23 protein-coding genes are annotated in these 23,992 nt (G+C 63.8%); 10 read left to right on the top strand and 13 right to left on the bottom strand.

Annotation, left to right across the window (positions count from 1 at the left end; all coding sequences use genetic code 11):
• Positions 1 to 32: 32 nt before the first annotated feature.
• From EAH73_RS13300 to lpdA, 9 genes are all read left to right on the top strand, one after another.
• Entirely contained in the window at positions 33 to 2,954 is a 2,922-nt protein-coding gene (locus tag EAH73_RS13300; protein ID WP_140467310.1) for a 2-oxoglutarate dehydrogenase E1 component, read from the top strand.
• Positions 2,955 to 3,074: 120 nt separating this feature from the next.
• A complete protein-coding gene (gene odhB / locus EAH73_RS13295) occupies positions 3,075 to 4,772 on the top strand; it encodes a 2-oxoglutarate dehydrogenase complex dihydrolipoyllysine-residue succinyltransferase (RefSeq protein WP_140467308.1) in 1,698 nt (565 codons plus the stop codon).
• 101 nt (positions 4,773 to 4,873) lie between these two features.
• Positions 4,874 to 5,422, top strand: a complete 549-nt coding sequence (locus tag EAH73_RS13290) for a DUF4126 family protein (protein WP_140467306.1) — start codon at positions 4,874 to 4,876, stop codon at positions 5,420 to 5,422.
• A gap of 194 nt (positions 5,423 to 5,616) precedes the next feature.
• On the top strand, positions 5,617 to 6,330 hold the full coding sequence (locus EAH73_RS13285) for a Crp/Fnr family transcriptional regulator (RefSeq protein ID WP_140467304.1): 714 nt from the start codon (positions 5,617 to 5,619) through the stop codon (positions 6,328 to 6,330).
• 542 nt (positions 6,331 to 6,872) lie between these two features.
• Complete coding sequence (locus EAH73_RS13280; RefSeq protein WP_140467302.1) at positions 6,873 to 7,253, top strand: hypothetical protein; 381 nt, start codon at positions 6,873 to 6,875, stop codon at positions 7,251 to 7,253.
• Positions 7,254 to 7,317: 64 nt separating this feature from the next.
• Positions 7,318 to 7,785 (top strand): hypothetical protein, encoded by a 468-nt coding sequence (locus EAH73_RS13275; protein WP_140467301.1) that lies wholly within the window; start codon positions 7,318 to 7,320, stop codon positions 7,783 to 7,785.
• Positions 7,786 to 7,855: 70 nt separating this feature from the next.
• The gene (locus tag EAH73_RS13270) at positions 7,856 to 8,566 is read left to right on the top strand and encodes a carboxypeptidase-like regulatory domain-containing protein (protein ID WP_140467299.1); all 711 of its coding nucleotides are present in this window, start codon (positions 7,856 to 7,858) and stop codon (positions 8,564 to 8,566) included.
• 36 nt (positions 8,567 to 8,602) lie between these two features.
• On the top strand, positions 8,603 to 9,196 hold the full coding sequence (locus tag EAH73_RS23690) for a hypothetical protein (protein WP_240047242.1): 594 nt from the start codon (positions 8,603 to 8,605) through the stop codon (positions 9,194 to 9,196).
• A 138-nt stretch (positions 9,197 to 9,334) separates the two neighbouring features.
• Positions 9,335 to 10,741, top strand: coding sequence for a dihydrolipoyl dehydrogenase (gene lpdA, locus EAH73_RS13260; protein ID WP_140467297.1), 1,407 nt, complete (start codon positions 9,335 to 9,337; stop codon positions 10,739 to 10,741).
• Positions 10,742 to 10,844: 103 nt separating this feature from the next.
• Here the strand turns inward: lpdA and EAH73_RS13255 are convergent, their stop codons facing one another.
• A complete protein-coding gene (locus tag EAH73_RS13255) occupies positions 10,845 to 11,495 on the bottom strand; it encodes a phospholipid scramblase-related protein (RefSeq protein ID WP_140467295.1) in 651 nt (216 codons plus the stop codon).
• A 64-nt stretch (positions 11,496 to 11,559) separates the two neighbouring features.
• The gene (locus EAH73_RS13250; RefSeq protein ID WP_140467293.1) at positions 11,560 to 13,050 is read right to left on the bottom strand and encodes a nicotinate phosphoribosyltransferase; all 1,491 of its coding nucleotides are present in this window, start codon (positions 13,048 to 13,050) and stop codon (positions 11,560 to 11,562) included.
• A gap of 93 nt (positions 13,051 to 13,143) precedes the next feature.
• On the opposite strand from EAH73_RS13250, the gene EAH73_RS13245 reads away from it, so the two are divergent.
• Positions 13,144 to 13,866, top strand: coding sequence for a DUF1345 domain-containing protein (locus tag EAH73_RS13245; RefSeq protein WP_140467291.1), 723 nt, complete (start codon positions 13,144 to 13,146; stop codon positions 13,864 to 13,866).
• Between the two features lie 40 nt (positions 13,867 to 13,906).
• Here the strand turns inward: EAH73_RS13245 and EAH73_RS13240 are convergent, their stop codons facing one another.
• From EAH73_RS13240 to EAH73_RS13190, 11 genes are all read right to left on the bottom strand, one after another.
• Positions 13,907 to 14,563, bottom strand: coding sequence for a response regulator (locus tag EAH73_RS13240; RefSeq protein WP_140467289.1), 657 nt, complete (start codon positions 14,561 to 14,563; stop codon positions 13,907 to 13,909).
• A 28-nt stretch (positions 14,564 to 14,591) separates the two neighbouring features.
• Positions 14,592 to 14,975: a DMT family transporter gene (locus EAH73_RS13235; RefSeq protein ID WP_140467287.1), complete on the bottom strand. Its 384-nt coding sequence runs from the start codon at positions 14,973 to 14,975 to the stop codon at positions 14,592 to 14,594.
• Complete coding sequence (locus EAH73_RS13230) at positions 14,972 to 16,021, bottom strand: sterol desaturase family protein (protein WP_140467285.1); 1,050 nt, start codon at positions 16,019 to 16,021, stop codon at positions 14,972 to 14,974. Before EAH73_RS13230 ends, EAH73_RS13235 begins: the two co-directional genes overlap by 4 nt.
• Positions 16,022 to 16,140: 119 nt before the next feature.
• Complete coding sequence (locus EAH73_RS13225; protein WP_140467283.1) at positions 16,141 to 17,025, bottom strand: N-acetylneuraminate synthase family protein; 885 nt, start codon at positions 17,023 to 17,025, stop codon at positions 16,141 to 16,143.
• A 128-nt stretch (positions 17,026 to 17,153) separates the two neighbouring features.
• Positions 17,154 to 17,648 carry a KdsC family phosphatase gene (locus EAH73_RS13220; RefSeq protein ID WP_140467281.1) on the bottom strand — a complete coding sequence of 165 codons (495 nt, stop codon included), beginning with the start codon at positions 17,646 to 17,648 and terminating at the stop codon, positions 17,154 to 17,156.
• Between the two features lie 131 nt (positions 17,649 to 17,779).
• Entirely contained in the window at positions 17,780 to 18,586 is an 807-nt protein-coding gene (locus EAH73_RS13215; RefSeq protein ID WP_140467279.1) for an SDR family oxidoreductase, read from the bottom strand.
• Positions 18,587 to 18,649: 63 nt separating this feature from the next.
• Positions 18,650 to 19,984 carry an aminotransferase class III-fold pyridoxal phosphate-dependent enzyme gene (locus EAH73_RS13210; protein ID WP_140467277.1) on the bottom strand — a complete coding sequence of 445 codons (1,335 nt, stop codon included), beginning with the start codon at positions 19,982 to 19,984 and terminating at the stop codon, positions 18,650 to 18,652.
• 49 nt (positions 19,985 to 20,033) lie between these two features.
• Positions 20,034 to 20,987 carry a transketolase family protein gene (locus EAH73_RS13205; RefSeq protein ID WP_140467275.1) on the bottom strand — a complete coding sequence of 318 codons (954 nt, stop codon included), beginning with the start codon at positions 20,985 to 20,987 and terminating at the stop codon, positions 20,034 to 20,036.
• Between the two features lie 110 nt (positions 20,988 to 21,097).
• Positions 21,098 to 21,955 carry a transketolase gene (locus tag EAH73_RS13200; RefSeq protein ID WP_140467273.1) on the bottom strand — a complete coding sequence of 286 codons (858 nt, stop codon included), beginning with the start codon at positions 21,953 to 21,955 and terminating at the stop codon, positions 21,098 to 21,100.
• A 98-nt stretch (positions 21,956 to 22,053) separates the two neighbouring features.
• The gene (locus EAH73_RS13195; RefSeq protein WP_140467271.1) at positions 22,054 to 22,854 is read right to left on the bottom strand and encodes a cytidylyltransferase domain-containing protein; all 801 of its coding nucleotides are present in this window, start codon (positions 22,852 to 22,854) and stop codon (positions 22,054 to 22,056) included.
• A complete protein-coding gene (locus EAH73_RS13190; RefSeq protein WP_140467269.1) occupies positions 22,851 to 23,957 on the bottom strand; it encodes a UDP-N-acetyl glucosamine 2-epimerase in 1,107 nt (368 codons plus the stop codon). Before EAH73_RS13190 ends, EAH73_RS13195 begins: the two co-directional genes overlap by 4 nt.
• Positions 23,958 to 23,992: the final 35 nt, after the last annotated feature.

The raw sequence follows: 23,992 nt of genomic DNA, 5'->3' as shown, positions 1-23,992 counted from the left end.
TGCATAGCTATACCCACCCAGTACTTCTGCCCATGGATTCCTACTCTTATATCGCCAACGCCGACGCGGTGGCCATCGAAACCCTGTACCAGGCGTACCAGCAAAACCCCGAATCGGTGGATTTTGGCTGGCGCAAGTTTTTCGAAGGGTTTGACTTCTCGCAGCAATTTCCGCCCGAGGGTGCCCCGGCCGCCAACGGCACCGCCGCTGCCGCGCCCGCCGGCCCGGTAACCACGCCCGCCGCCCCCACGGGGCCCCAGCCCAAAGATTACGGCGTGCTGAACACCGTGGCCTCCACCAACAACGCCCCCGCGGGCCTGATTGGCAACGAAGCCGCGCCTAGCAACAAGGAAACCGCCGTCCGCAACCTCATCCACGCCTACCGCAGCCGCGGCCACCTGCGCGCCAAAACCAACCCGGTGCGCGAGCGCAAAGACCGCCAGCCCCACCTCGACCTGTCGGACTTTGGCCTGAGCGACGCCGACCTGGACACGGCCTTCCGCAACGGCGAAACGCTGGGCCTAGGGCCCCAGGCCACGCTGCGCGATATCATCGCGGCGCTGGAAAAGATTTACACCGGCACGGTGGGCTTCGAGTACATGTACATCCGCGACCCCAAGGTGCTGGACTGGCTGCGCGAGAAAATCGAGCGCGAAGCCCTGGCCTTCAACCCCAGCGTGGAGTACAAAACGCGCATTCTGAAGAAGCTGAACGAGGCGGTGGTGTTCGAGAACTTCTTGCACACCAAGTTCTTGGGGCAGAAGCGCTTCTCGCTCGAAGGCGGCGAAACCACGATTCCGGCCCTGGATGCCATCATTGGCAAAGCCGCCGACCTGGGGGTGCAGGAGGTGATGATCGGGATGGCCCACCGCGGCCGCCTGAACGTGCTGGCCAACATCATGGGCAAAACCTACGAGCAGATCTTCTCGGAGTTTGAGGGCACGGCCATCCCCGACCTTACGATGGGCGACGGCGACGTGAAGTACCACATGGGCTACTCGTCGGAGGTGGAAACGGCTAACGGACATAAGGTCAACCTTAAGCTGGCCCCCAACCCCTCGCACCTCGAGGCGGTGAACCCAGTGGTGGAAGGCTTCGTGCGCGCCAAAATCGAGCACCAGTACGGTGGCGACTACCACAAAATCCTGCCCATCCTCATCCACGGCGACGCGGCGCTAGCTGGCCAGGGCATCGGCTACGAGCTGACGCAGATGTCGCAGCTGGAAGGCTACAAAACCGGTGGCACGGTGCACTTCGTCATCAACAACCAGGTGGGCTTCACCACCGATTTTGAGGACGCGCGCTCGTCGATTTATTGCACCGACCTGGCCAAGATGATTGACGCGCCGGTGATCCACGTCAACGGCGACGACCCCGAGGCCGTGGTATTTGCCGCCCAGCTCGCCGCCGAATACCGCCAGCAGTTCCACGCCGATTTCTTCATCGACATGGTGTGCTACCGCCGCCACGGCCACAACGAGTCGGACGAGCCCAAGTTCACCCAGCCCACGCTCTACAACATCATCTCGAAGCACCAGAACCCGCGTGAGGTGTACAACGCCACGCTGGTGCAGCGCGGCGACGTGGACGCCGAGCTGGCCAACCAGATGGACAAGGAATTCCGCGACACGCTGCAAGCCCGCCTCGATCTGGTGAAGCAGAAGCCGCTGCCTTATAAGTACCAAGCCCTGGAAAACGAGTGGCGCAGCCTGCGCCGCAGCACCAACGACGACTTCGCTCAATCGCCCGAAACCGGCATTGCCGAAGAAGTGGTGGCCAAAGTAGCCAAGGCCCTGACTACGATTCCCGACGGCTTCAAGCCCATCAAGCAGATCGACAACTTGTTGCGCGAGCGCCGCAAGATGTTCTACGAAACCCGCGTGCTGAACTGGGCCGCCGGCGAGCTGCTGGCCTACGGCTCGCTGCTGACCGAAAACCACATCGTGCGCGTGAGCGGCCAGGACGTGCAGCGCGGCACCTTCTCGCACCGCCACGCGGTGCTGCACGACGCCGAAACTAGCGCGCCCTACAATTCGCTCAACCACTTGGAGGGTGAGCATCAGCAGCTGAGCATCTTTAACTCGCTGCTGAGCGAGTACGCGGTGCTGGGCTTTGAATTCGGCTACGGCATGGCCAACCCCACGGCCCTGGTGGTGTGGGAAGCCCAGTTCGGCGACTTCGCCAATGGCGCCCAAACCATGATCGACCAGTTCGTGGTGAGCTCCGAGAGCAAGTGGCAACGCATGAACGGCCTGGTGATGCTGCTGCCCCACGGCTACGAAGGCCAGGGCCCCGAGCACTCCAACGCCCGCCCCGAACGCTTCTTGCAGCTAGCCGCCGAGAACAACATCATCGTGGCCAACGTGACCACGCCGGCCAACTTCTTCCACCTGCTGCGCCGCCAGCTCACCTGGAGCTTCCGCAAGCCGTTGGTGGTAATGTCGCCCAAGAGCATGCTGCGCAACCCGCTGTGCGTGTCGCCGGTGGAGGAATTCACCAGCGGCCACTTCCGCGAAGTGCTGGCCGACGACTACGCCGAAGCCAAGAAGGTGAAGCGCGTGCTGCTGTGCTCGGGCAAGGTGTACTACGACTTGCTCGACGAGCAGCGCACCAGCAACCGCACCGACGTGGCCCTGGTGCGCGTGGAGCAATTGCACCCCTTCCCGCAGCAGCAGCTGCAGGCCGAGCTGGCTAAGTACCCCAAAGCCAAAGTGTACTGGGTACAGGAGGAGCCCGAGAACATGGGCTACTGGAACTACCTACTCCGCTTCATGCGCCGCGAGCTGGAAGACGTCGTGGCCCGCAAACCGTCGGCCTCTCCGGCCACCGGCTACAACAAAATCCACATCAAAGAGCAAAAAGACCTCGTGGCCCGCGCTTTCGACAAGCCTAAAGAAGCCGTGGCCACCGAACAAATTAAGGAAACGGCGGAAATCGCCAAAAAGCAGGACTAGCCGTACTAAGCGCGTCGCGCCGCGCCCAGTACGCGGCCGGCCGCTCCGGGTCCTTTGTTGCCCAGGGCCCCCTTGCTTTTCTAAATCACACTTTCCAGACGCTTTCTCCACCTGTTGCCCATGCCCACCGAAATCAAAATTCCCGCCGTCGGCGAGTCCATCACGGAAGTGACCATTGCCAAGTGGCTGAAAAAAGACGGCGACGCCGTGAAACGCGACGAGGTAATTGCCGAGCTCGAATCCGACAAAGCCACCTTTGAGCTGCCTGCCGAATCGGACGGTGTGCTGAAGATCCGGGTGGCCGAGGGCGAAACCATCGGCATCGGCACCACCATCGCCGAGCTCGACGGCGGCAGCGCCGCTGCCGGGGCCCCTGCCGATGCGGCTCCGGCCGCCGCTCCTGCGGCTGCCCCCGCTGCCCCTGCAGCCCCCGCGGCCGACCCGCTGGCTAAAGGCGAGGAAAACCCCAAGGCCAGCGACCAGGCCGGCTACGGTGGGGCCCCCGCCGACCGGCCCGCCGGGGCCCCGGCTGCCACGCCGGCTGCCGCTCCCGCAGCGGGCGGCGGCACCGTAGAAATGAAGATTCCTGCCGTTGGCGAGTCCATCACGGAAGTGACCATTGCCAAATGGCTGAAGCCCGACGGCGCGGCCGTGAAGCGCGACGAAGTGATTGCCGAGCTGGAGTCCGACAAGGCCACTTTTGAGCTGCCCGCCGAAGCCGAAGGCATCCTGCGCCACGCCGCGCAGGAGGGCGAAACCATCGGCATTGGGGCCCTGATTGCCCGCATCGAGGGCGGTACTGGGGCCCCAGCGGCCGCACCGGCAGCGGCCCCTGCCGCCCCGGCGGCGGCGGTGCCCCTGGCCCAGGCGCCCGCCGCGCCCGGTGCCGCTACCTACGCCACGGGCGTACCCTCGCCGGCCGCCAGCAAAATACTGGACGAGAAAGGCGTAGCCGCTGCCGACGTGGCCGGCTCGGGCCGCGACGGCCGCATTACCAAGGAAGATGCCCAGAACGCGCAGGCCAAGCCCGCTGCCCCGGCGCCGCAAGCCGCCCCGGCAGCAGCAGCTCCTGCTGCTCCAGCAGCCGCCCCGGCGGCCCCCGGGGCCCCGGCCGGTAGCCGCGGCCAGCGCCGCGAGCGCATGAGCAACCTGCGCAAAACGGTGGCCCGCCGCCTGGTATCGGTGAAGAACGAAACGGCCATGCTCACCACCTTCAACGAGGTAAACATGCAGCCCATCATGGACCTGCGCACCAAGTTCAAGGACAAGTTTAAGGAGAAAAACGGCGTGGGCCTGGGCTTCATGTCGTTCTTCACCAAGGCCGTATGCGTGGCCCTGAAGGAGTGGCCGTCGGTAAACGCGCAGATTGACGGTACCGACATTGTATTCAACGACTTCTGCGATATTAGTATCGCCGTATCGGCCCCCAAGGGCTTGGTAGTACCTGTGATTCGCAACGCCGAGCAGCTCTCCTTCGATGGTATTGAGAAGGAAGTGGTGCGCCTGGCCGGGCTGGCCCGCGACAACAAGCTCACCATCGAGCAGATGACGGGCGGCACGTTTACGCTCACCAACGGCGGCATTTTCGGCTCGATGCTGAGCACGCCCATCATCAACGCTCCGCAGTCGGCCATCCTGGGCATGCACAACATCATCCAGCGCCCCATCGCCGAGAACGGCCAGGTGGTAATCCGGCCCATGATGTACCTGGCCCTCAGCTACGACCACCGCATCATCGACGGCCGCGAGTCGGTCAGCTTCCTGGTGCGGGTGAAGGAACTGCTCGAAGACCCCACCCGCCTGCTGCTGGGCGTGTAGGGCCCCGGGCGGGCAGCGTTAAAAAATCAGCCTTCGGGCCGCGATTTTCGTTAAGGCTACGAGCCGGGCACGTGCGCCCGGCTCGTAGCCTTAAATTTTTTATGAAAGCCAAAAAATCGAAAGCCGCCAAGTTCAAGAAGGACCCTAACTGGCCCAAGCCCGCTCCCACGGCCCGCTTCTGGCCCGTGCTGGGCCTGGCAGCCCTCTCGGGCATGCGCGCCACCAGCGGCCCTATGTTCCTGAGCCACTACTTGGGCGGGCAGGCCCGGCCCAAGGCCCTGGCCAAGTCGCCGCTCCGCTTCCTGCAAAACCCCACCGTAGCCAGCACCCTCAAGGGCCTGATGGGCCTGGAGCTGGTGGGCGACAAAGCGCCCAATGCCGGCGACCGCATCGAGCCCCAGCAAGTGGGGGCCCGGGCTGCCTCGGGGGCCCTGGTGGGCGCCACGCTCTACAAAGCCCGCGGCGGCAGCGCCCTGAGCGGAGCCCTGGTGGGCAGCCTGGGGGCGGTGGCCGCCACGTTTGCCTCGTTCTGGCTACGCAAAACCATCAGCGAGCGCACCCACACCAACACGTCGCTCGTGGGCTTGGGTGAAGACGCGCTGGTGGTGGCCAGCGGCTCGGCCTGGGTGGCGACGCAGGCCAAAAAATAGACGCACCGCCAACGACTAGTGCAATAAAAAATACCCGACGTGCAATTTTGCGCGTCGGGTATTTTTTATTTTTGACGTTAAACAAGTAAAATGCGTCGATGAACAACCCTATATGCCGGTTTAAATATTATTTTTCTCGCTTATGTAAAGGCGTGGCGTTAACTTTGGTAGGTCTTATCCCTTAGCGCCGTCCCATGAGCTACCCCGCCCTGCCTACCTGCTCGAGCTGCCCCAACCGCAAGGGGCCCCTGCTGGGCTGCTGCCAGCTGGACGAATTGGGCATGATTGCCGACAACAAAACGTCGCAAGTGTACCAAAAAGGACAGGCTATTTTCAGCGCTGGCAGCACCACGTTGGGGATGCACTGCGTGCGCCAGGGCCGCATCAAGGTGACGCGGGTGGGCGGCGACGGCAAGGAGCAGATTGTGCGCCTGGCCAAGGGCGGCGACGTGCTGGGCTGCCGCTCGCTGCTGACCGAAAGCCGCTACTCGACTTCCGCCGTGGCCCTCGACGATTGCGTGGTGTGCTTCGTACCGCGCACCGATTTTCTGCGCCTGGTGCATTCCAACGTGCAGTTTTCGGTGTCGCTGATGCAAATGATGGCCCAAGGCATGAGCGACGCCGAGGAGCGCATGCTGCACCTGGCCTACAAGCCCGTGCGCGAGCGGCTGGCCGAGGCCCTGCTGCTGCTGCTGCGCACCTACCACGACGCCGACGCCGACGCGGCTACGCCGTTCACCATTTCCCTCTCACGCGAGGACCTAGCCGCCCTGGTGGGCACGGCCAAGGAAACGGCCACCCGCCTGCTTTCCGAATTCAAGGCCGAGGGCATCATCGACACGCGCGGCAGCCGCATTACGCTGCTGGCCCCCAGCCGCCTCGCGCAAATTTCCAGCCTCTACGACTAGCCCCGGGGACCCCACTGGGCCCTGCCCGCCGCCCCGCTTGCCCGCCGCCCAACCCAGCCCCCGCTGGCGTTGGGCGGTGCCGCATTTGGGCCTTTTGTAAATGAATTGCTTACAAAACAGATTTTATTGGTTTTATTATATTTTTTTATAGGTATTAAGTGCTATGCTGAGGTTAATCATTTCAATAAATGATAACCGTCATTTTTAGAATAATGCAATAGTAAGACATTTGTAATGTTGATACGGAGTACGAAATACGCTTAGGAGCGGATTTAGCAAAAGAAAAAATATTATCGCCTATCAATAATTCAATTTGCTAGTATTGCGTAATTTGTACTTATTCAATAATCATGTTGAATAAAGGTTGTCGATTTAAAATCGGCTGAATTAATAAATTTATAAAAATGCAATTACAATAACCTTCTATTCGCTTCCCTGGGGCCCCATTGGGGTGCTGGGCGCCACGGCCGCCTTTCGGCGTTGGGCCGTGCTTGGTTGCCACTCTTCTCACCCATTCCTCTTTTTTATCCTCTCTATTACTAATGGCTTACTCTACTAATTCTCCTGCCGGCCAAGCCGTACAAAACATCCTCACCGACTTGCCGCAGCTGATGGCCGTGGCGGTGGTGGACGCCACCTCGGGCATGAGCCTGGCTTCGCACTCAAACTCGCCGTCCATCAACCCCGACACGGCGGCGGCCTACAACACGGAAGTGGTGAAGCAAAAGCAAAAGGCCATGGCGGCCCTGAAGCTGAGCGGCGAAACGATTGAGGACATCCTCATCAGCCTCACCAACCAGCTGCACCTGATCAAGCTCAACGCGACTGGCACCAAGTTCATCTACTTGGTGGTGAACATGCGCGACACCAACCTGGCCATTGCCCGCGAAGTGCTGCGCGCCAACACGGAGCACATCAACTAACTAAAACCACTCCGGGGGCGGCCACGGGGCCGCCCCCGGCCAGGGCCGTACCGGTTCGGAGGCCATGAAAATTCCGTTTTTTCAGCAGTTGCAGAGTTGGGCTGGGCAGCCCGTGCAACAAGTGGTGGTGGCCACCAACGGCCCCGCCCGGGCGGGCATCGAGCGGGTGCTGCGCCACGTGCTGGCCGAGCTGCCCGAGGTGCTGGCCACCGCCGTGGTGGACGTGGCCTCGGGCCAGCTGCTGGCCAGTTACGCGGCCAGCCGCGAGTTCCGCCCTGGGGCCGTGGCCGGCCCCAACGCCGAGGTGGTGCGCCAGTTGGGGGCCCTGCTCGCCGATGGGCCGCCGGGCACCCCCCCCGAAGCCCTCGAAGAAGTGTTGGTGACGCTGCGCTCGCAGCTGCACCTGTTGCGGCTGTTGCCCCAAGGCCAGCAGTTTTTATACGTGGCCGTGGACTGCCGCGACACCAACCTCGGGATTGCCCGCGAGGTGATGCGCAGCGGCTTGGAACGGCTAAACGAGGCCCCTGGCTAGCCGGGGCCCCCATTGGTTGCCTCTTCGTTTCACCCCTTTTTCGTTTCACTCTCACTCTCTTTCCAAAGCTATGAAACTGACCGCTACCCCCTTCGACCCCCAGACCGGCGAGCTGCTGCCGGTGTACCGCGACGCCTACCTGCGCGGCGACCTCGCCCGCGCCTCGGCCCAGGCCGTGGAACAATACCTGCGCAGCGACAACACCCAGGCCCACGAAACCCTCACGCGCTGGCACCAGCTGGGCGACGAGCAAGCCGCTAGCCCCAGCTGGGTGCAGAAGCAAGTGCAGTACGTGCGGGCCCAGCCCGTGCGCTTCCGCCAGCGGGCCCTGGCCCTGGTGGCTACGGGGGCCCTGTTGGCCGGCGTGACCATGGCCGGCACGGGCTTGCCCGCCGCTGGTAACCTGCCCGCCGCCAGCGCCGAAACGGCCATGCCCCTGGGTGCCGAAAGCGCCGAAGCTGCCGCTAGCAGCATGGTGCTCGTGCACGGCCGCATTTTGGACGAGGCCGGCCAGCCCCTGGTGGGCGCCACAGTAATGCACAAAGGCACCCGCAACGGCGTGAGTACCAACGCCGACGGCAGCTACCTGCTGCGCGTGCCGGCCGGTACGGCCACCACGCTCCAGTACGGCTACGGCGGTTTGGCCAGCCAGGAAGTTGCCGTGCGTGGCGTAGCCCCCGCCGCCGTGACGCTGCGGCCCGCCGGTGCGGTTGTTGCCAGCACAGCTGCCGCTAGCACGGCCCCCGCCGCGCCCAAGCGCCGCCACTGGCTGTTTTTCTAACCCGATGGTTTCCCCAGTGCCGCCCGGCCGCCCAATGTGAAAGCGAGGACCTACCGAAAATTAGTCGAGAAGAAAAACCAGGAAATTGCCCTCGCCGCCCTCGCTTTTGCGGGGCCCCCTGATACCACTGCGCCTCCTGCCGCGGCGGAGGTGCCCGACGTGCCCTTGGGCGCGGCCGGAGCCCCCAGCGCAGCTGAACCCCTTGCGGCCGCCGGGGCTCCCGCCCCGGTTGCCCTCCCGGCGGCCACCGGGGTCCCCGGCCCGCACCAAGCGGCCGCGGGGGCTATTGCCGCCATCCTGGCCGATTTGCCGCAGCTGATGGCCGTAGCAGTGGTGGACGCCGTGTCGGGCATGAGCTTAGCCTCGCACTCGAACTCGCCGTCCATTAACCCCGACACGGCGGCGGCTTACAACACGGAAGTGGTGAAGCAAAAGCAAAAGGCCATGACGGCCCTGAAGCTGAGCGGTGAAACGATTGAGGACATCCTCATTACGCTCACCAACCAGCTGCACCTGATCAAGCTCAGCACGAGCGGGACCAAGTTCATCTACTTGGTGGTGAACATGCGCGACACCAACCTGGCCGTTGCCCGCGAAGTGCTGCGCGCCAACGCCGAATGCCTCAATTAATGGGATGAGGAAAACTGAAAAGCCCAACCGTGCTACGGTTGGGCTTTTTGGATTTTCGGGGGCCCCGGGGGGCGCTGGGGGCCCCGGCGGCAGCCGGTTTCGCCGTACCTTTAGGCGTTTAACCGACTTTTCGCTTTTATGAACCAATACGACGTTACGGTAATCGGTAGCGGCCCCGGCGGCTATGTGGCGGCCATTCGCTGCGCCCAACTCGGCTTCAAAACCGCGCTGATCGAGAAATACCCCACCCTGGGTGGCACCTGCCTCAACGTGGGCTGCATTCCGAGCAAGGCCTTGCTCGACAGCACCGAGCATTACCACAACGCGCACACCACGTTCAAGGAGCACGGCATTGAGCTGAAAGACCTGGCGGTGAACATGAACCAGATGATGGACCGCAAGGGCGGCGTGGTGAAAGCCAATGTGGACGGCATTGCGTACCTCATGAAAAAGAACAAAATCGACGTGCTGGCCGGCGTCGGCTCGTTCGTTGACAAGAACCACATCAGCATTGCGCCCACCGGCGGCGGCGCGGCCCAGCAGATCGAAACCAAGAACGTCATCATCGCCACCGGCTCGAAGCCCACGGTGCTGCCGTTCATTCAGCAAGACAAGCAGCGCATCATCACCAGCACCGAGGCCCTCACCATCCGCGAGGTGCCCAAGCACTTTATTGTGATTGGCGGCGGCGTGATTGGCCTGGAAATGGCCTCGATTTACGCCCGCATCGGCGCCAAGGTGTCGGTGGTGGAGTACACCGACAGCCTCATCCCGACCATGGACCTGGCCCTGGGCAAGGAGCTTAAGCGCATTTTGGGCAAAATCGGCATCCAGTTCTACCTCGGCCACAAGGTGACCGGCGCCACCCGCGCCGGCGACGTGGTGACTGTGACGGCCACCACGCCCAAGGGCGAGGAGCTGAAGCTGGAGGGCGACTACTGCCTCGTGGCCGTGGGCCGCTCGCCCTACACGGCGGGCCTCAACCTGGAAGCCGCCGGTGTGCAAATGGAAGAGCGCGGCCGCATCAAGGTCGACGCGCACCTGCAAACCAACGTGCCCGGCATCTACGCCATCGGCGACGTGGTGCGCGGGGCCATGCTGGCCCACAAGGCCGAGGAAGAAGGCACGTTCGTGGCCGAAACCATTGCCGGCCAGAAGCCGCACATCAACTACCTGCTCATCCCCGGGGTGGTGTACACCTGGCCCGAGGTGGCCGGCGTGGGCTACACCGAGGAGCAGCTCAAGCAGGAGGGCAAGGCCTACAAAGTGGGCTCGTTCCCCTTCAAGGCTAGCGGCCGCGCCCGCGCCAGCATGGACACCGACGGCTTCGTGAAGGTGCTGGCCGACAAGACGACCGACGAAATCCTGGGCGTGCACATGATCGGGCCCCGCATCGCCGACCTCATCGCCGAGGCCGTGACGGCCATGGAGTTCCGCGCCTCCGCCGAGGACGTGGCCCGCATGAGCCACGCCCACCCCACCTACGCCGAGGCCATGAAAGAAGCCTGCCTGGCCGCCACGGACAACCGGGCCATCCACATGTAGTCAGTTCCCCCTGCGGGCTGTAAAAACAAAGCCGCCGTTGCTGCCTTGGCAGTAACGGCGGCTTTGTTTTTACAGCCCGCTGGTCGGTAGGGCCCCGGTTTGGCTACCCCGGCGTGTAGCTGAAGTCGCCGGTAGTGGTGCCGGTGGCCTGGCTGCGGGCTTCCTTGTAGAGCGCGTCGACGGCCAGGCCAGCGGCCAGTAGCAAGGCAGCCGTGGCGGGCTGCGCGGTGCCCCGGTCAGTGAGGGAAATCAAGTAATTGTCGGAGGTAGTGAACAGCTCGCGGCCGATGCCCGCCCACTTTTTGGTGACCAGCCCCAGGGCCTCGCCGCCGGCGTCGAGGAAGCGGAAGTTCCGGCCGATCCAGTTGCCGTTGATGTCGGCCACGCGGATGCCCCGGGCGTTGTAAACGTGGAAGCCGCCGCCCAAGGTCAGGATTTTGCTCTCGAAATAGCCCAGCAATTCGTCTTGGCCGTCGTAAACGCGGATTTTGGAGCGCAGGAACCGCCAGCCGCGCCTCAGGCGCAGCACGGGCGCATCGTCGGCGAGGGTACGCACGACCACGGTGGTGGGCATCCGGTACTTCTGGAGCAGCAGGCGCGTCCAGTTCACCCAGGCGGGGTTTTCCTCCGTGGCGTAGCCGATGTGCTCCTTGGTTTCGGCGTCCAAAATGTCGAAGGTGTCCTTCAACTTCAGAAACCCGATGTGCTCGCGGATAAAATAGGCGGGGCGGGCGAAAAAATTGGTCGCAGGCATATACGGTCAGGAAATGGTGCGCTGCCGTGTACGTAAGCCCAGCCGCCGCGGCCGCGCCGGGGCCCTACGCCGGGCGCTGGGGGCGCTTGGCCAGGATGAGCTCCGTGCGGTAGTCGTAGAGGCCCAGCTCCAGGCCCACGGGGTAGGTGTGGGGGTTGAGGAAGCGGCGCACGGCGGGGTCGAGGCTGGCCACTTCGCGCTGGGCGAGTGCGCGGCTCTCGGCCAGGGTGGGCAAGTCGAGCACGCGGCGGCCCTGGCGAAACACGGGCTCCAGCAGCTCGCGGAAGGGGGCCCCGGGGCGCACCGGGCGGCGGCGGGTGGCGTCGTTGGGGTCCACGAGCACGAGGCGTTCGGGTAGGGGCGCGGCGGTGTTGTAGAGCATGTCGGCCCGCGGGCGGCCGTGGTCGTCGAGGTAGCGGCGCACCTGCAAGATGCCGGGGATGCTGGTTTTGGCAATCTGCTCGCTGAGCTTGATGGTGAAATCCCAGCCCGTGCCGTCGGCCGTGCGCAGGGCGGCCAGCTTGTACACGCCCCCCAGGGCCGCTTGGTTGTAGGCCGTCACGAGCTGGGTGCCCACGCCCCAGGTGTCGATGCGGGCCCCTTGCTGCTTGAGGCTGGTGATGAGGTTTTCCTCCAGGTCGTTGCTGGCCACGATGCGCACTTTCTCAAACCCGGCGGCGTCGAGCAGCTCCCGGGCCCCGCGGCTGAGGTAGGCCAGGTCGCCCGAGTCGAGGCGGATGCCGCCCAGCTCGTGGCCGTCGGCGCGCATTTTTTTGGCCACTTCGATGGCGTGGCGCACACCGTCGAGCGTGTCGTAGGTATCCACCAGGAACACTGAGTCGTCGGGAAACGCCTGGGCGTAAGCCGTAAAGGCCTCTTCCTCATTAGCAAACGACATGACCCAGCTGTGGGCGTGGGTGCCGCGCACGGGTAGGCCGTAGCGCTGGCCGGCCAGCACGTTACTAGTGGCGTCGGCCCCGCCGAGGTAGGCCGCCCGGCTGGCCCCCAGGCCCCCATCAAAGCCCTGGGCGCGGCGCAGGCCAAACTCCAAAATCTGGTCGTGGGGCCCCGCAGCCTCGCGGATACGGGCGGCCTTGGTGGCGATGAGGGTCTGGAAATTGACGAGCGTGAGCAAGGCCGTTTCGAGCAGCTGGGCTTGCAGTAGGGGCCCCTGGATGCGCATAAGTGGCTCGTTGCCGAACACCGCGGTGCCCTCGGGCACGGCGTCCACGTCGCAGGTAAATTTCAAGTCGCGCAGGTAGGCCAGGAAATCGGGCGGGAACAGCGGCGTGCCCTTGCTGCCGCGCAGGCCGCCGAGGTAGGCCAGGTCGTCGTCCGAAAAGCGCAGGTTTTCCAGCCAGTCCACGGCCAGGGCCAGGCCGGCGGCCACCGCGTAGCCGCCCTGGAACGGGGCCTTGCGGAAGTAGAGGTGGAACACGGCCTCGCGGTCGTGCATGCCCTGCTGCCAGTAGCCGTAGGCCATCGTGAGCTGGTACAAATCGGTGACGAGGGCGAGCGAGGGGGCGTAGAGGCCGGAGAGGGGGGCGGGGTTCATGCCGGCAAAGAAAGGGAAATCCGGCGCACGGCCCCCCGCCGGGGCCCCGGCGTTCAGCCAACCAACACGGGCCCGGGCTTACCTTGGGGCCCCATGACAATACCCCCCGCTGCGGCCGCTAAGCCCTCGTTCTGGCACCATTTGCTGGCCCTGCCGGGGCGCCTGGCCCTGGCCCTGGCGGCAGCCGGCCTGGCCCTGTGGCTGGCCCCCGCCGCGCTGGGGCCCCTGGCCCGCGCCGTTGCCGCCTGGGATGCCTTCGGGGGTACCCTGCTGGTGCTGGTGGTGGTGCTGATGCGGGTGGCCGACGTCGACGACATTCGCCGCGTGGCCGCTGCCGAAGACCTGCCCCGCACGGCCGCCTTTGTGGTGGTGTTGGCGGGGGCCTTGGCCAGCCTCGTGGCTGTGGTGGGGCTACTGGGCACCCTCAAAGGCGTACCCAAGGACGCCAAAGCACTGCACCTGGCCCTGGGCGTGGGGGCCGTGGCCGTGGCTTGGTCGCTGGTGCACTGCGTGTTCACGCTGCGCTACGCCCACAGCTACTACGACGCCGACGAGGCCGGCCACGACGAAGGCGGTCTGGTATTTCCCGACGACAACGACGACGCGAAGGGCAAGGACAAGAAAAAGCTCGAACCCAACTACCTCGATTTCGCCTACTTCTCCTTTGTGGTGGGCATGACGGCCCAAACGGCCGACGTGGGAATTAGCAGCCGCGCAATCCGGCGCATAGCTCTGCTCCATGGCCTCATCTCGTTCGTGTTCAACACCGCCATTGTGGCCCTTACCATCGGCACCATTGGCGGGATATTAAACTAAGGTGTAAGGCCTTAGCTAATATTAAATAAGCAGTAGGGCCTTAGCTAATGAGGCCCTGGCGGACGGCCAGCTTGATGAGGGCGGCCGTATTCTTGACGCCGGTTTTGCCGATGATGTTCTGGCGGTGGGTTTCGATGGTGCGCTTGCTGGTGAAGAGCTTGTCGGCAATTTCGCTGTTGGTAAGGCCCTCGGCGATGAGCCGGAGCACTTCCAACTCGCGGGCGGTAAGGCCCACGCCGGCGACGGGCTCTGCCTGCTCAGGGCTGGCGGGCGGGGCCCCCCCCGCGGCCTTGTAAAGCATGTTGAGCCCGATTTCGGTGCACAAAAAGCGCTGCCCCGCTGCCACAGTGCGGATGGCGTGGGTAATTTCCTGGAAAGCGGCGTTCTTCAGCACGTAGCCCAAGGCCCCGGCCTGGAGCATCCGCAACACGTAGTGCTCGTGGTCGAGCATACTGAGCACCAGTACCTTCACGTCGGGAAAGCGCTGCCGCAACTCGGCCGTGGCCTCAAAGCCGTCGAGCACGGGCATGTTGATGTCCATCAGCACCACATCGGCGGGCGTGGTAGCCAGCAGCGCCAGCAGTTCGGCGCCGTCGCCGGCCTCGCCCACCACGTCGATGCCGGGCTCGGCAGCGAGCAGCGACCGCAGTCCGTCGCGCAGGATGGCATGGTCGTCGGCAAGCATCAGGCGGATCATAGCGGAAACGAAAAGTAAAGTGGGGGCCCTACGCGGAGCGCTTCAGGCCTACGATACCGACCAGGATGAACCCGATGTATAGCACGTGCCACGCACTGAACGGCTCCTTAAGTACGAGGGTGTCCACTACTTTGATGCCGACCAGGGCAATGCCCATCCACACCGCGAAGGCAGTGCTGGCGGGAATCTGGTTCAAGGCCTTCGAGAAAAAAAACACGTTGGCCACCCCAAAAGCCACGTAGCCGATGGCCGGCAGCAGGGTGTAGATGCCGGCCGGGGTCGCAAAGAACTGCGACCAGTCAATGGCCTTTATTTTGGCAACGCTGGTGTACTTCAGGCTGTAGTTCCAGCACACTTCCATTACGGAAGCGATGACTAGGTAGAGCCAGGCGGAATTGGCAACTAGATTCAAGACAGGGCGCTAACGGACTGGGCCGACTCGGCCGGAGCCAGAATAACGGGCGCGGCGGCCCCGGGGTTGTCGCCGGGGGCGTCGCCAGGGCGGCGCGCCACGGTTTCCGGGGCCCCATCGGGCACGTCCCAGCCCTGCAATACCTTAGCCGCGGGCACGCGCTGGCCCACCCAGCGCAGCACCCGGAAGCGCAGGCCGTGGTAGTGCCGGAACAGGGCCGATTTTTCAGCTAGGGCCCCCTCATCGAAGCGGTGCACCGAAAAGGCGTGCTGCAAGAAGTAATCCTTCGGGAAGGCGTAGGGCAGGCCCCAGCGGATGGGCTTGCGCCCCTCGGGCAGGTAGGCGGTGCCAAACAGCCAGTCCCACACCGCAAACTTGGTCGAGAAATTGGCGAAGTACACCTCCTCGTGGTCGGCGTGGTGCCAGAGGTGCATCTCGGGCCCGTTAATGACGTACTGCAATTTGCCCGAGTGCACGTCCACATTGGCGTGGATGTACATGCCCCACACGGCGTCAATCAGGGCCTTGATGGGCACCACGATGGGGTTGGCCCCCAGCAAAACAATGGGCGCAAACTCGATGGTTTGGTTAATGATGATTTCGACGATGTGCGAGCGCGAGCCGGCCAGCCAGTCCACCTGCTTGCCCGAGTGGTGCGCCTCGTGGGTGCGCCAGAAAAAGGCGCTGTTGTGCTGGAAGCGGTGAAACCAGTAGATGTAGAAGTCGTGCGTGACCACGAAAAAGCCCACCTGCGCCGCCACTGGCCAGCTGCTCACCCAGTGAAACTGGGCCCCGAAGTGCTTGGCCAGCGGCGCGATGATGAACCCAAAAATGAGGATTTGCAGGAAGTAGCTCTGCACCAGCGTGTACCAGAACAGGTCCAGAAACAGCCCTTCGCGGAAGAACGGCAGGCCCTTGCGGTAGGGGTACTTGCGCTCGAGCACCAGCAGCACCACCACCGCCAGCAGCAGGATGGGCGTGGTGATGGCCGTGGTGCGGCCCACCGGGCTCAGGCCATCGTAAAATCTGCTTATCGTCTCCAGCATAACGGGATGGGTTGGGGCGGCGGGGGCGTGGGGCCCCAAAAAGCGGGCCGCTCACTAAAAAAGCGAGCGGCCCGAATAGTTTCAGCCGGCCCGCACATTCGGGCCGTTTTTCGAAAGGCTTAGGCGGCCGTCACCTCGCGGCGCAGGCGGCGCAAGGGCTCTTTCTCGCTCTCGTACACCACCTTCACGCCGTCGCCGAGGCCGGTTTCGGTGTCGCGGATGTCGCGCACCATCTTGGCCATGCCGCCGGGCTCCACGCTGGCGGCGTGGTCAGATCCCCACATGGCGCGGTCGAGGGTGAAGTGGCGCTCCACAAAGCACGCGCCCAGGGCCACGGCCGTCACGGTGGTGCTCAGGCCGGTTTCGTGGCCCGAGTAGCCGATGGGCGTGCCGGGGAACTGCTGCATTAGCGTCTGGATCATGCGCAGGTTCAGCTCGGCCGGGGGGCAGGGGTAGGCCGAGGTGCTGTGCGCAATCATCAGGTTATCAAGGCCCACGTAAGCCACGGCGTCGGTAATCTCGTTTTGGGTGCTCATGCCGGTGCTCAGCATCAGCGGGCGGCCGGTAGCGCGCACGCGGTCGAGCAAGGGCTTGTCCGTCAGCGAGGCCGACGCCATTTTATACAGCACGGGTTGAAATTGCTCCATGAAATCCACCGACGGCTCGTCCCAGCACGAGGCAAACCAGTCGATGCCACGCGCCTTACAGTAGTCGTCGATGGCGGTGTATTCCTCCAGGCCGAACTCGGTTTTGCGCTTGTAGTCGATGTAGCTCATGCGGCCCCAGGGGGTGTCGCGCATCTTTTCCCACTGGTCTTTGGGCACGCACAGCTCGGGCGTGCGCTTCTGGAACTTCACAGCGTCGCAACCGGCGGCCACCGCGGCGTCAATCAACTGCTTGGCAATGTCGACGGAGCCGTTGTGGTTGATGCCAATTTCGGCGATGATGTAACAGGGCTGACCGGGGCCAATGCTGCGGTTCTTCTTGATTTGTACGGTGCTCATGCCAAAGCGGGTGGGGTGGGAGTAAGGCCAAAAACTGGCCGAATAGAGAAAATAATGCTACGAAATAAGTAGGGCCCCGGGATTGTTTAGGGCCCCGGGGCCCCAGACGTGCCGCCCGGCGTTTTATTTTACCGGCTAGCGATAATAAACTCGGCCAACTCGCGGAAGCAGCCGTGCCCGCCGCGCGTTTCGCAATGGAAGTCAGCCACGGCCCGCGCAAAGCTGGTGGCGTCGCCGGGGCAGGCCGCCAGGCCCACCAGTTTTAGAATTTCCACGTCGTTGGTGTCGTCGCCGATGAAGGCAATTTCCTCGGCTGCCAAGCCCGTGCGGGCCAGGATTTCGTGCAGCCGCGCCGGCTTGTCCTTGATGCCCAGGTGCAACTCGGTGATGCGCAGCTTGTCGGCACGCTTCTGCACCGAGCCCGACGTTTCGCCGGTCATGATGCCGCTTTCCACGCCCACGGCCCGCAGGCGCTCCACGGCCATGCCGTCGCGGATGCTGAAGCGCTTCATTTCCTCGCCGCGTTCGGAGTAGTACACGCCGTTGTCGGTGAGCACGCCGTCGCAGTCGGTCAGCAGCAGTTTGATGCGCCGGGCGCGGGCTTGGAGTTCGGTTAGGTTCACTAAGGAGAGAGTTGAAGTGCTGTAACGCGGACTTTGTAGTCCGCGTTTTTGAACGGTCGCTAAACGGTAATCGGCAGGACGAAGCGAGAGCCGCGGACTCGCAGAGTCCACGCTACAGGCCGCGGTGCGCGCTAAATGGCTGTCCAGCCGCCGTCCACCACCAGGTTGGCGCCGGTCATGTAGGCCGAGGCTTCGGAGGCCAGGAATACCACGGCGCCCTGGTAGTCGGTGGCGGCGGCCATGCGGCCCAGAGGCGTTTTGGCACTGTACTGCTTTACAAAAAAAGCGTCCTGGCTATTCTCCACGCCGCCCGGCGAGAGCGTGTTCACCCTCACCCCCTTGTTGCCCCAGTACGCGGCCAGGTAGCGGGTGAAGTTCACCACCGCGCCCTTGGTCATGGGGTAAGACGGTGATTTGTAGAAGGTTTGCTCGCCGGCCTCGTTGCGGTAAATGCTTTGGTCGGGCCCCACAATGCCGTAGGTGCTGGCCACGTTGATGATGGAGCCGCTGCCCTGCGCCGCCATCGGCGTGCCGAAGACCTGCGCGGCCAGGAAAATCCCCGTCACGTTCACTTCCAGCACTTGCTGGAACGTGGCGAGCGGGAAGTTCTCAAACTTGCTGAGGTCGGCGGCTAGCGCCGGGTTCTCGAACATGTCGTTGATGGCCGCGTTGTTCACCAGCACATCGATGTGCCCGAATTGGCCGATGATTTGGTCGCGCGCCGCCGCCAGCGATTCCGGCTTGGTCACGTCCACCGCCAGCGGCAGGTGGGGGCCCCCGGGCAGCCCGGCCGCCACCGCGTCGGCCGCGGCTTGGTTGATGTCGGCTACCACCACGTTGGCGCCCGCGGCGGCCAGTGCCGCGCAGTGCTGCCGGCCAATCAGCCCGCACGCGCCGGTAACGATGGCCGTCTTGTTGGTTAGGTCGAAGAGATTCATAAAGGAAGTTGGCAGTCCAGAAGTAAGAAGCTAGGGCCCCCAGACCCTAGGGGCCCTAAATGCTTACTTCACCTTGGCCGGGGCGGCGTTGGTCACTTTGCGGAACACGGCTTCCACCGGCTCGCCATGCAGGCGGGCAGCCACGTCGCCGGCCTCAATAGCTTCTTTCAACAGCGGCAATACTTCGGCGTACATGGCCAGGGCGTGGGCCACGTCGGCGTCGGTGTGCGAGAAGCACATGTTGTGGAAACCGCCCCACATGATGCCGCGCTTGAACAGTTCCTGCTGCACGTAGGCCTTCACTTCCAAGGGGTTGCCGGCGCTGGCGTCGAACGTGACGATGCTGCGGCAGTCGTAGCCGTAGCACTTGGTATACTGGTTCAGGCCGAGGTCGGCGGCGATTTTGTTGTAGCCTTCCTTCAGCTTGTTGCCTTGCTCGGCGAGGCGGGCGGGCACGTTCTGCTCGCGCATCTCGGCGATGGTGGCCATGGCCGCGGCCAGGCTCAGGGCCTCGCCGCCGAACGTGGTAAAGAAGAACACGTCCTGCTCGAACAGCTGCATCACGTCGCGGCGGCCGGTGAGCAAGGAAATCGGCATCCCGTTGGCAAACGCCTTGGAGAACACGGCCAAGTCGGCCTTGATGCCGAAGTACTCCTGGGCCCCGCCCACGGCGATGCGGAAGCCGGTCCACATCTCGTCGAAAATCAGCAGCGTGCCGTTCTCTTTGCAGAGGCGGGCCACTTCGTGCAGGAAGTTGTCCTTGGGCGCGTCGAAAATGAACGGCTCCAGGATGACACAGGCCACGTCGGGTGTCAGCAGTTCCTTGAACGAATCGAGGTTGTTGTACTCGAACGCGTCCACCAAGTCCTTGCTTTCCTGCGGGATGCCCTTGTCGCGGCTCGTGGTGCCGATGTACCAATCGTGCCAGCCGTGGTAGCCGCAGCACAGCACGTGGGGCCGCCCCGTGAAGGCGCGCGCCACGCGCACCGCCGCCGAGCACACGTCGGCGCCGGTTTTGCTGATGCGGATGCTCTCGGCGTTGGGGATAACCTCGTGGATAAGTTCGGCAAACTGCACTTCCAGCTCGTGCATCATCGAGAACGTGATGCCGTCTTCGAGCTGCGCCCGGATGGCGTCGTCTACTCGCGGGTAGGCGTAGCCCAGCGAAATGGGGCCGATACCCATCTGAAAATCAAGGTACTCGTTGCCGTCCACGTCCCAGATGTGGGCGCCCTTGCCGCGCTTCACGTACTTGGGAGCCCCGCCCTTGGTGTACTGCCCGGGGCCCTTGGCCAAGGTCTGGGTCACCGGCGTCATGATGGAAGTGGCGCGGGCGTACAGCGCGTCCGACTCGGTGAAGTCGGGGTAATTGGCGTTGGAAGAAACGGTATTGGGCATGGGGGGATGGTTTTAGAGCGTCATGCTGAACGAATGGTCAACGGCTTTTCTACTCGGCAAATTGGTTTTCCACCACTTCGGTTTTGGTGGTGATGGCGGCGGGGTTGGCCCCCAGCTTTTCGGCAATGCGCTGGGCAATGTGCTGGCCGGTGAAGCCTTCGTATTCGAGCACTTCGCTGAGCAGACCGGGCTTGTACCACTTCTCGTTGAGGGCAATGGGCAGCACCTTGGCGGTCAGCTCGTTCTTGAGCAGCACCTCGGCCAGGATGGAGTAGAGGCCGCCGGTTTGGAAGTGGTCTTCGAGCGTCACGACCAGGCCCCCGGCGCGCACCACTTGCAGCAGCGTGGCCTCGTCCACAGGCTTGAGGGTGCGCATGTTCACGAGGCCCACCGATTTGCCCTGGGCTTCGAGGAGCTCGCGGGCAATGAGGGCTTGCTCGAACAGCATGCCGTACACCAGAATCGTTACATCGGTGCCGGTGGCCACTACTTCGGCCTTGCCCATTTCGAACGGCGCGTGCGAGTAGGTGCCCTTACGGGTGTTGATGCGCACGTAAGCGGGGCTGGGCGAGGCCCAAATTTGGGGCAGCATGGCCAGCATATCCTCCTCGTCGGCGGGCGCGAAAACGGTCATGCCCGGGATGCCGCGCATCAGGGCCACGTCCTCGATGGCCTGGTGGGTGGGGCCGTTACCGTCCGACAAGAAGCCGGGCACGAAGCTGCTGATTTTCACCGGCAGCTGGCCGATGCCCACGTCGGTGCGGATGAACTCAAAGGCCCGCAGCGTGAGGAACGTGGCCAGCGCGTGCACCACCGGGATGCGCCCGCGCAACGCCAGCCCGGCCGCCGACCCGATCAGGGTTTGCTCCGTAATGCCGGTGTCGATGAACCGGGGCCCCAGCACGGCCGGCAGGTTGCGGATGAGGGCGCGGTTTTCGGCCGTCATCACGATGAGGCGGTCGTCGGCCAGGGCCGTTTCCTTGATCAGTTCTTCGTAGTTCATTGTCGTTCCAGTATGGTCATTCCGACCGAAGGGAGGAATCTGAGTTAAAATTTTAGGGCCCCGTGGCTATCCCGCGCAACGCAGTTTCTTCGCGTTGCGCGGAACGACCGTTAGCGCACCGTCAGCGTTTCGCTGGTGAGGGTGGTGGCCTCTTGGCTGTGCAGCTCCTTGAGCAGCTCCACTACCTCGTCCGACGAGAAGTTGCAGAACCAGCGGTCGGCGCGGGCCTCGATGCTGGGCAGGCCGCGGCCGCGCACCGTGTCGCAGATGATGACTGAGGGCTTGGTATCGGAAAAGGGTAGGGCCCCAAAGGCGGCTTCGAGCTGGGCGAAGTCGTGGCCGTCGATGCGCTGCACGGCCCAGCCGAAGGCTTCGAACTTGGGCCCCAGGGGCTCCAGCGGTATCAGGTCTTCGGTGGCCACGTTGGCCTGGAAGTGGTTGCGGTCCACGACCAGTGTGAAGTTGCTGAGCTTGTGGGCGGCGGCCACCAGCACGGTTTCCCAGACAGAGCCCTCGTTCAGTTCGCCGTCGCCGGTGATGACGATGGTGCGGTTTTTCAGGCCCCGCAGCCGGTTGTCGAGCGCCACGCCCAGGCCCACGGAGGGCAAGTGCCCCAGCGAGCCCGAGTGAAACTCGACGCCCGGCACCGAGCGGTTGGGGTGCCAGTAAATGCTGTCGTTCGACTTCAAGTGGTTGGCCAGGCGCTCTTTGGGCATAAAGCCCAGCTCGGCGAAGGTGCCGTAGAGGGCCGGCACGTCGTGGCCTTTGCTCAGGAACAGGAAGTCGCGATCGGGCGCGTTTACCGTGGCGGGGCTGATGTTCAGGAAGTCGGCGTAGAGGTACACCAGCAGGTCGGCGCAACTCAGCGAGGCGCCGGTGAAGCAGCCGCCGTCGGTGCTCAGGCGCACGATGTGCTCGCGCACGCGCAGGGCCAGGGCTTTCAGTTCGTCTTGTTTTTCGGAGGTCATCGGGGTTGTCAGTTATTCGTTGTCAGTTGTCAGTTTTTGCTGGTTTTTGTCAGAAGGGCCTCCAAACGGGCTGACAACTGGCAACGAGCAACTGACAACTAAATTGACTTGGTTTGGTCGGCGGCTACGGTTTTAAGCTCGTCCAAATGGTTGCGGTACCAGTTCACGCCGGCCAGGCTGGCGTTGAGGGCGTAAATGTCCGGCCTTTGTTTTAATAAAGCGAGAATGTCATCCAGACCGAAGGCCGGATTGGCCGGATAAAGCGCCTCAAACACTGCTTTAATGAATTCATAATCTTCGCGGTAGTCGATGGTGAGGCGGTGCGACATCGAGTAGTCGAGCCCCGTTTCCCAAGCCACGTTGGCGAGGCGGAAGCGGCCGGGGTTTTCCCAAAAGAAGGGCGTGGTGTGCTCGCGCTCGAGCGGGCGCTGGGCCTCGCGCCAGGCCGTGGCCAGGGCCCCCAGCGGCATCACCTCCACGTCGTTGCCGTCGGGGTAGGTGGCGGGGTGCAGGTTGCTCACGAAGTCGTACTGCCCGGCCGTATCTATATAGTAGCCCAGCACGCGGTCAATCACGGCGGGGTCGATGAGCGGGCAGTCGGACGGGATTTTTACCACCGCGTCCACCGGGCCGAAGGCCAGCGCCGCCTGGTAGTGGCGGTCGAGCAAGTCGGTGGGCGAGCCGCGGAACACGTTGAGGCCGTGCGCTTCGCACATTTCAACCAAGGCGTCGTCGGCCGCGTCGGTGGTGGTGGCTACCACGATTTGGCCGGCTAGCCGGGCCAGCTGCACGCGCTGCACCATGCGCACGAGCAAGGGCTGGCCGGCCAGTGGCAGGCTGACTTTATCGGGGAGGCGCGAGGAGCCGCGGCGGGCTTGGACGACGGTGAGGATGTTCACGAGTGGGCGGATTGGGCCTGCTGCACAGCCGGGGCGGACGCCGCCGGGGCCCCAGCGGCGGGCGTGGCAAACGCTTCGGGCTGGTATTGTTTCAAAAACGCCGGGCCGCTGCCCGCAAAGCCGGCGAAGCGGCGGCACACGTCGGCGATGCGGCGGGCCGAGGTGCCGTGGTTTTGCCAGGGCAGCTTGCGCTTCAGGTCTTCCACATCAAAGTAGGAGTGCACCGGAATGCCCAGCGCCAGGCCCACAAAGGCCACGGTGCTGTACTGGGTGATGAGCTCGGCGCAGTTGGCAATCATCTCGTCGGTGTTGCCCTCGGTGAAGATGCGGGTGCCGGCGGGGGCCCAGCGCTGCACCTCGGCGGTGGCGCGGGCCATGTTTTCGTTGGGGTGAAACTTGAAAAACATGGGCCGGCCGGCGGCGATGCGCGTGGCCTCGCGGATGAACTTGCGGCGGTTGTCGAGCCGGTAGGTTTCGCGCATGTCGGTGGTGGCCACCAGCACGTAGCCGCGGTGCGGGAAGTTGTTGTGGCGCAGCTTCTCTATGTTGTCGAAGTTCGGGATGCCGGTGATGACCACTTTGCCCGCGTCCACCCCGATCCGCCGGAAGTGCTCGGCGTAGCCTTCCGAAGCCACGCAGTACACGTCGCAGCAGTTGTTCATCCCGTTCAGGGCCGTGCTGATGGTGAGCACGGGGTAGCGGGTGAAGCGCTTCACGAACCGGGCCCAGAGGTTGAGCGGGTCCGTCATGCCCTCCTGCACGAACACGGACTTGGTTTTGGCCAGCAGGTTCCAGGGCACGATCATGTCGGAGCAGCACACAATCAGGTCGTAGTCGTGCCGAAACACGCGCGCCTCGAAGTCGTTGGGCAGGCCGTGGGCGGCCAGGTAGCGGTCGGCCTTGGCCTTGATGTTGCCCGTGACGATGGTGCCCTTCAGCACGTTCGACCAGATGAGGAACTCGTAGAAGGGGCGCTGCCAGCCGTCGTAGTACAGCTGGCTGAAGTACGGGTCGAACTCGTCGCGCAGCAGCTCGGCAATTTGGTGCATTTGCGTGGTCTGATTGGGCGAGCCAATCAGAAACAAGACTTTTTTGCGCGGCATACGGGTGGGAGGGGGCAAAAGCCAAACAGGTAGCA

The sequence above is a fragment of the Hymenobacter nivis genome, from assembly GCF_006439025.1.
GTDB classification, from domain to species: domain Bacteria; phylum Bacteroidota; class Bacteroidia; order Cytophagales; family Hymenobacteraceae; genus Hymenobacter; species Hymenobacter nivis_A.
Note: the sequence above shows the minus strand (reverse complement) of the source record. Positions and strands in the feature narration are given on the sequence as shown.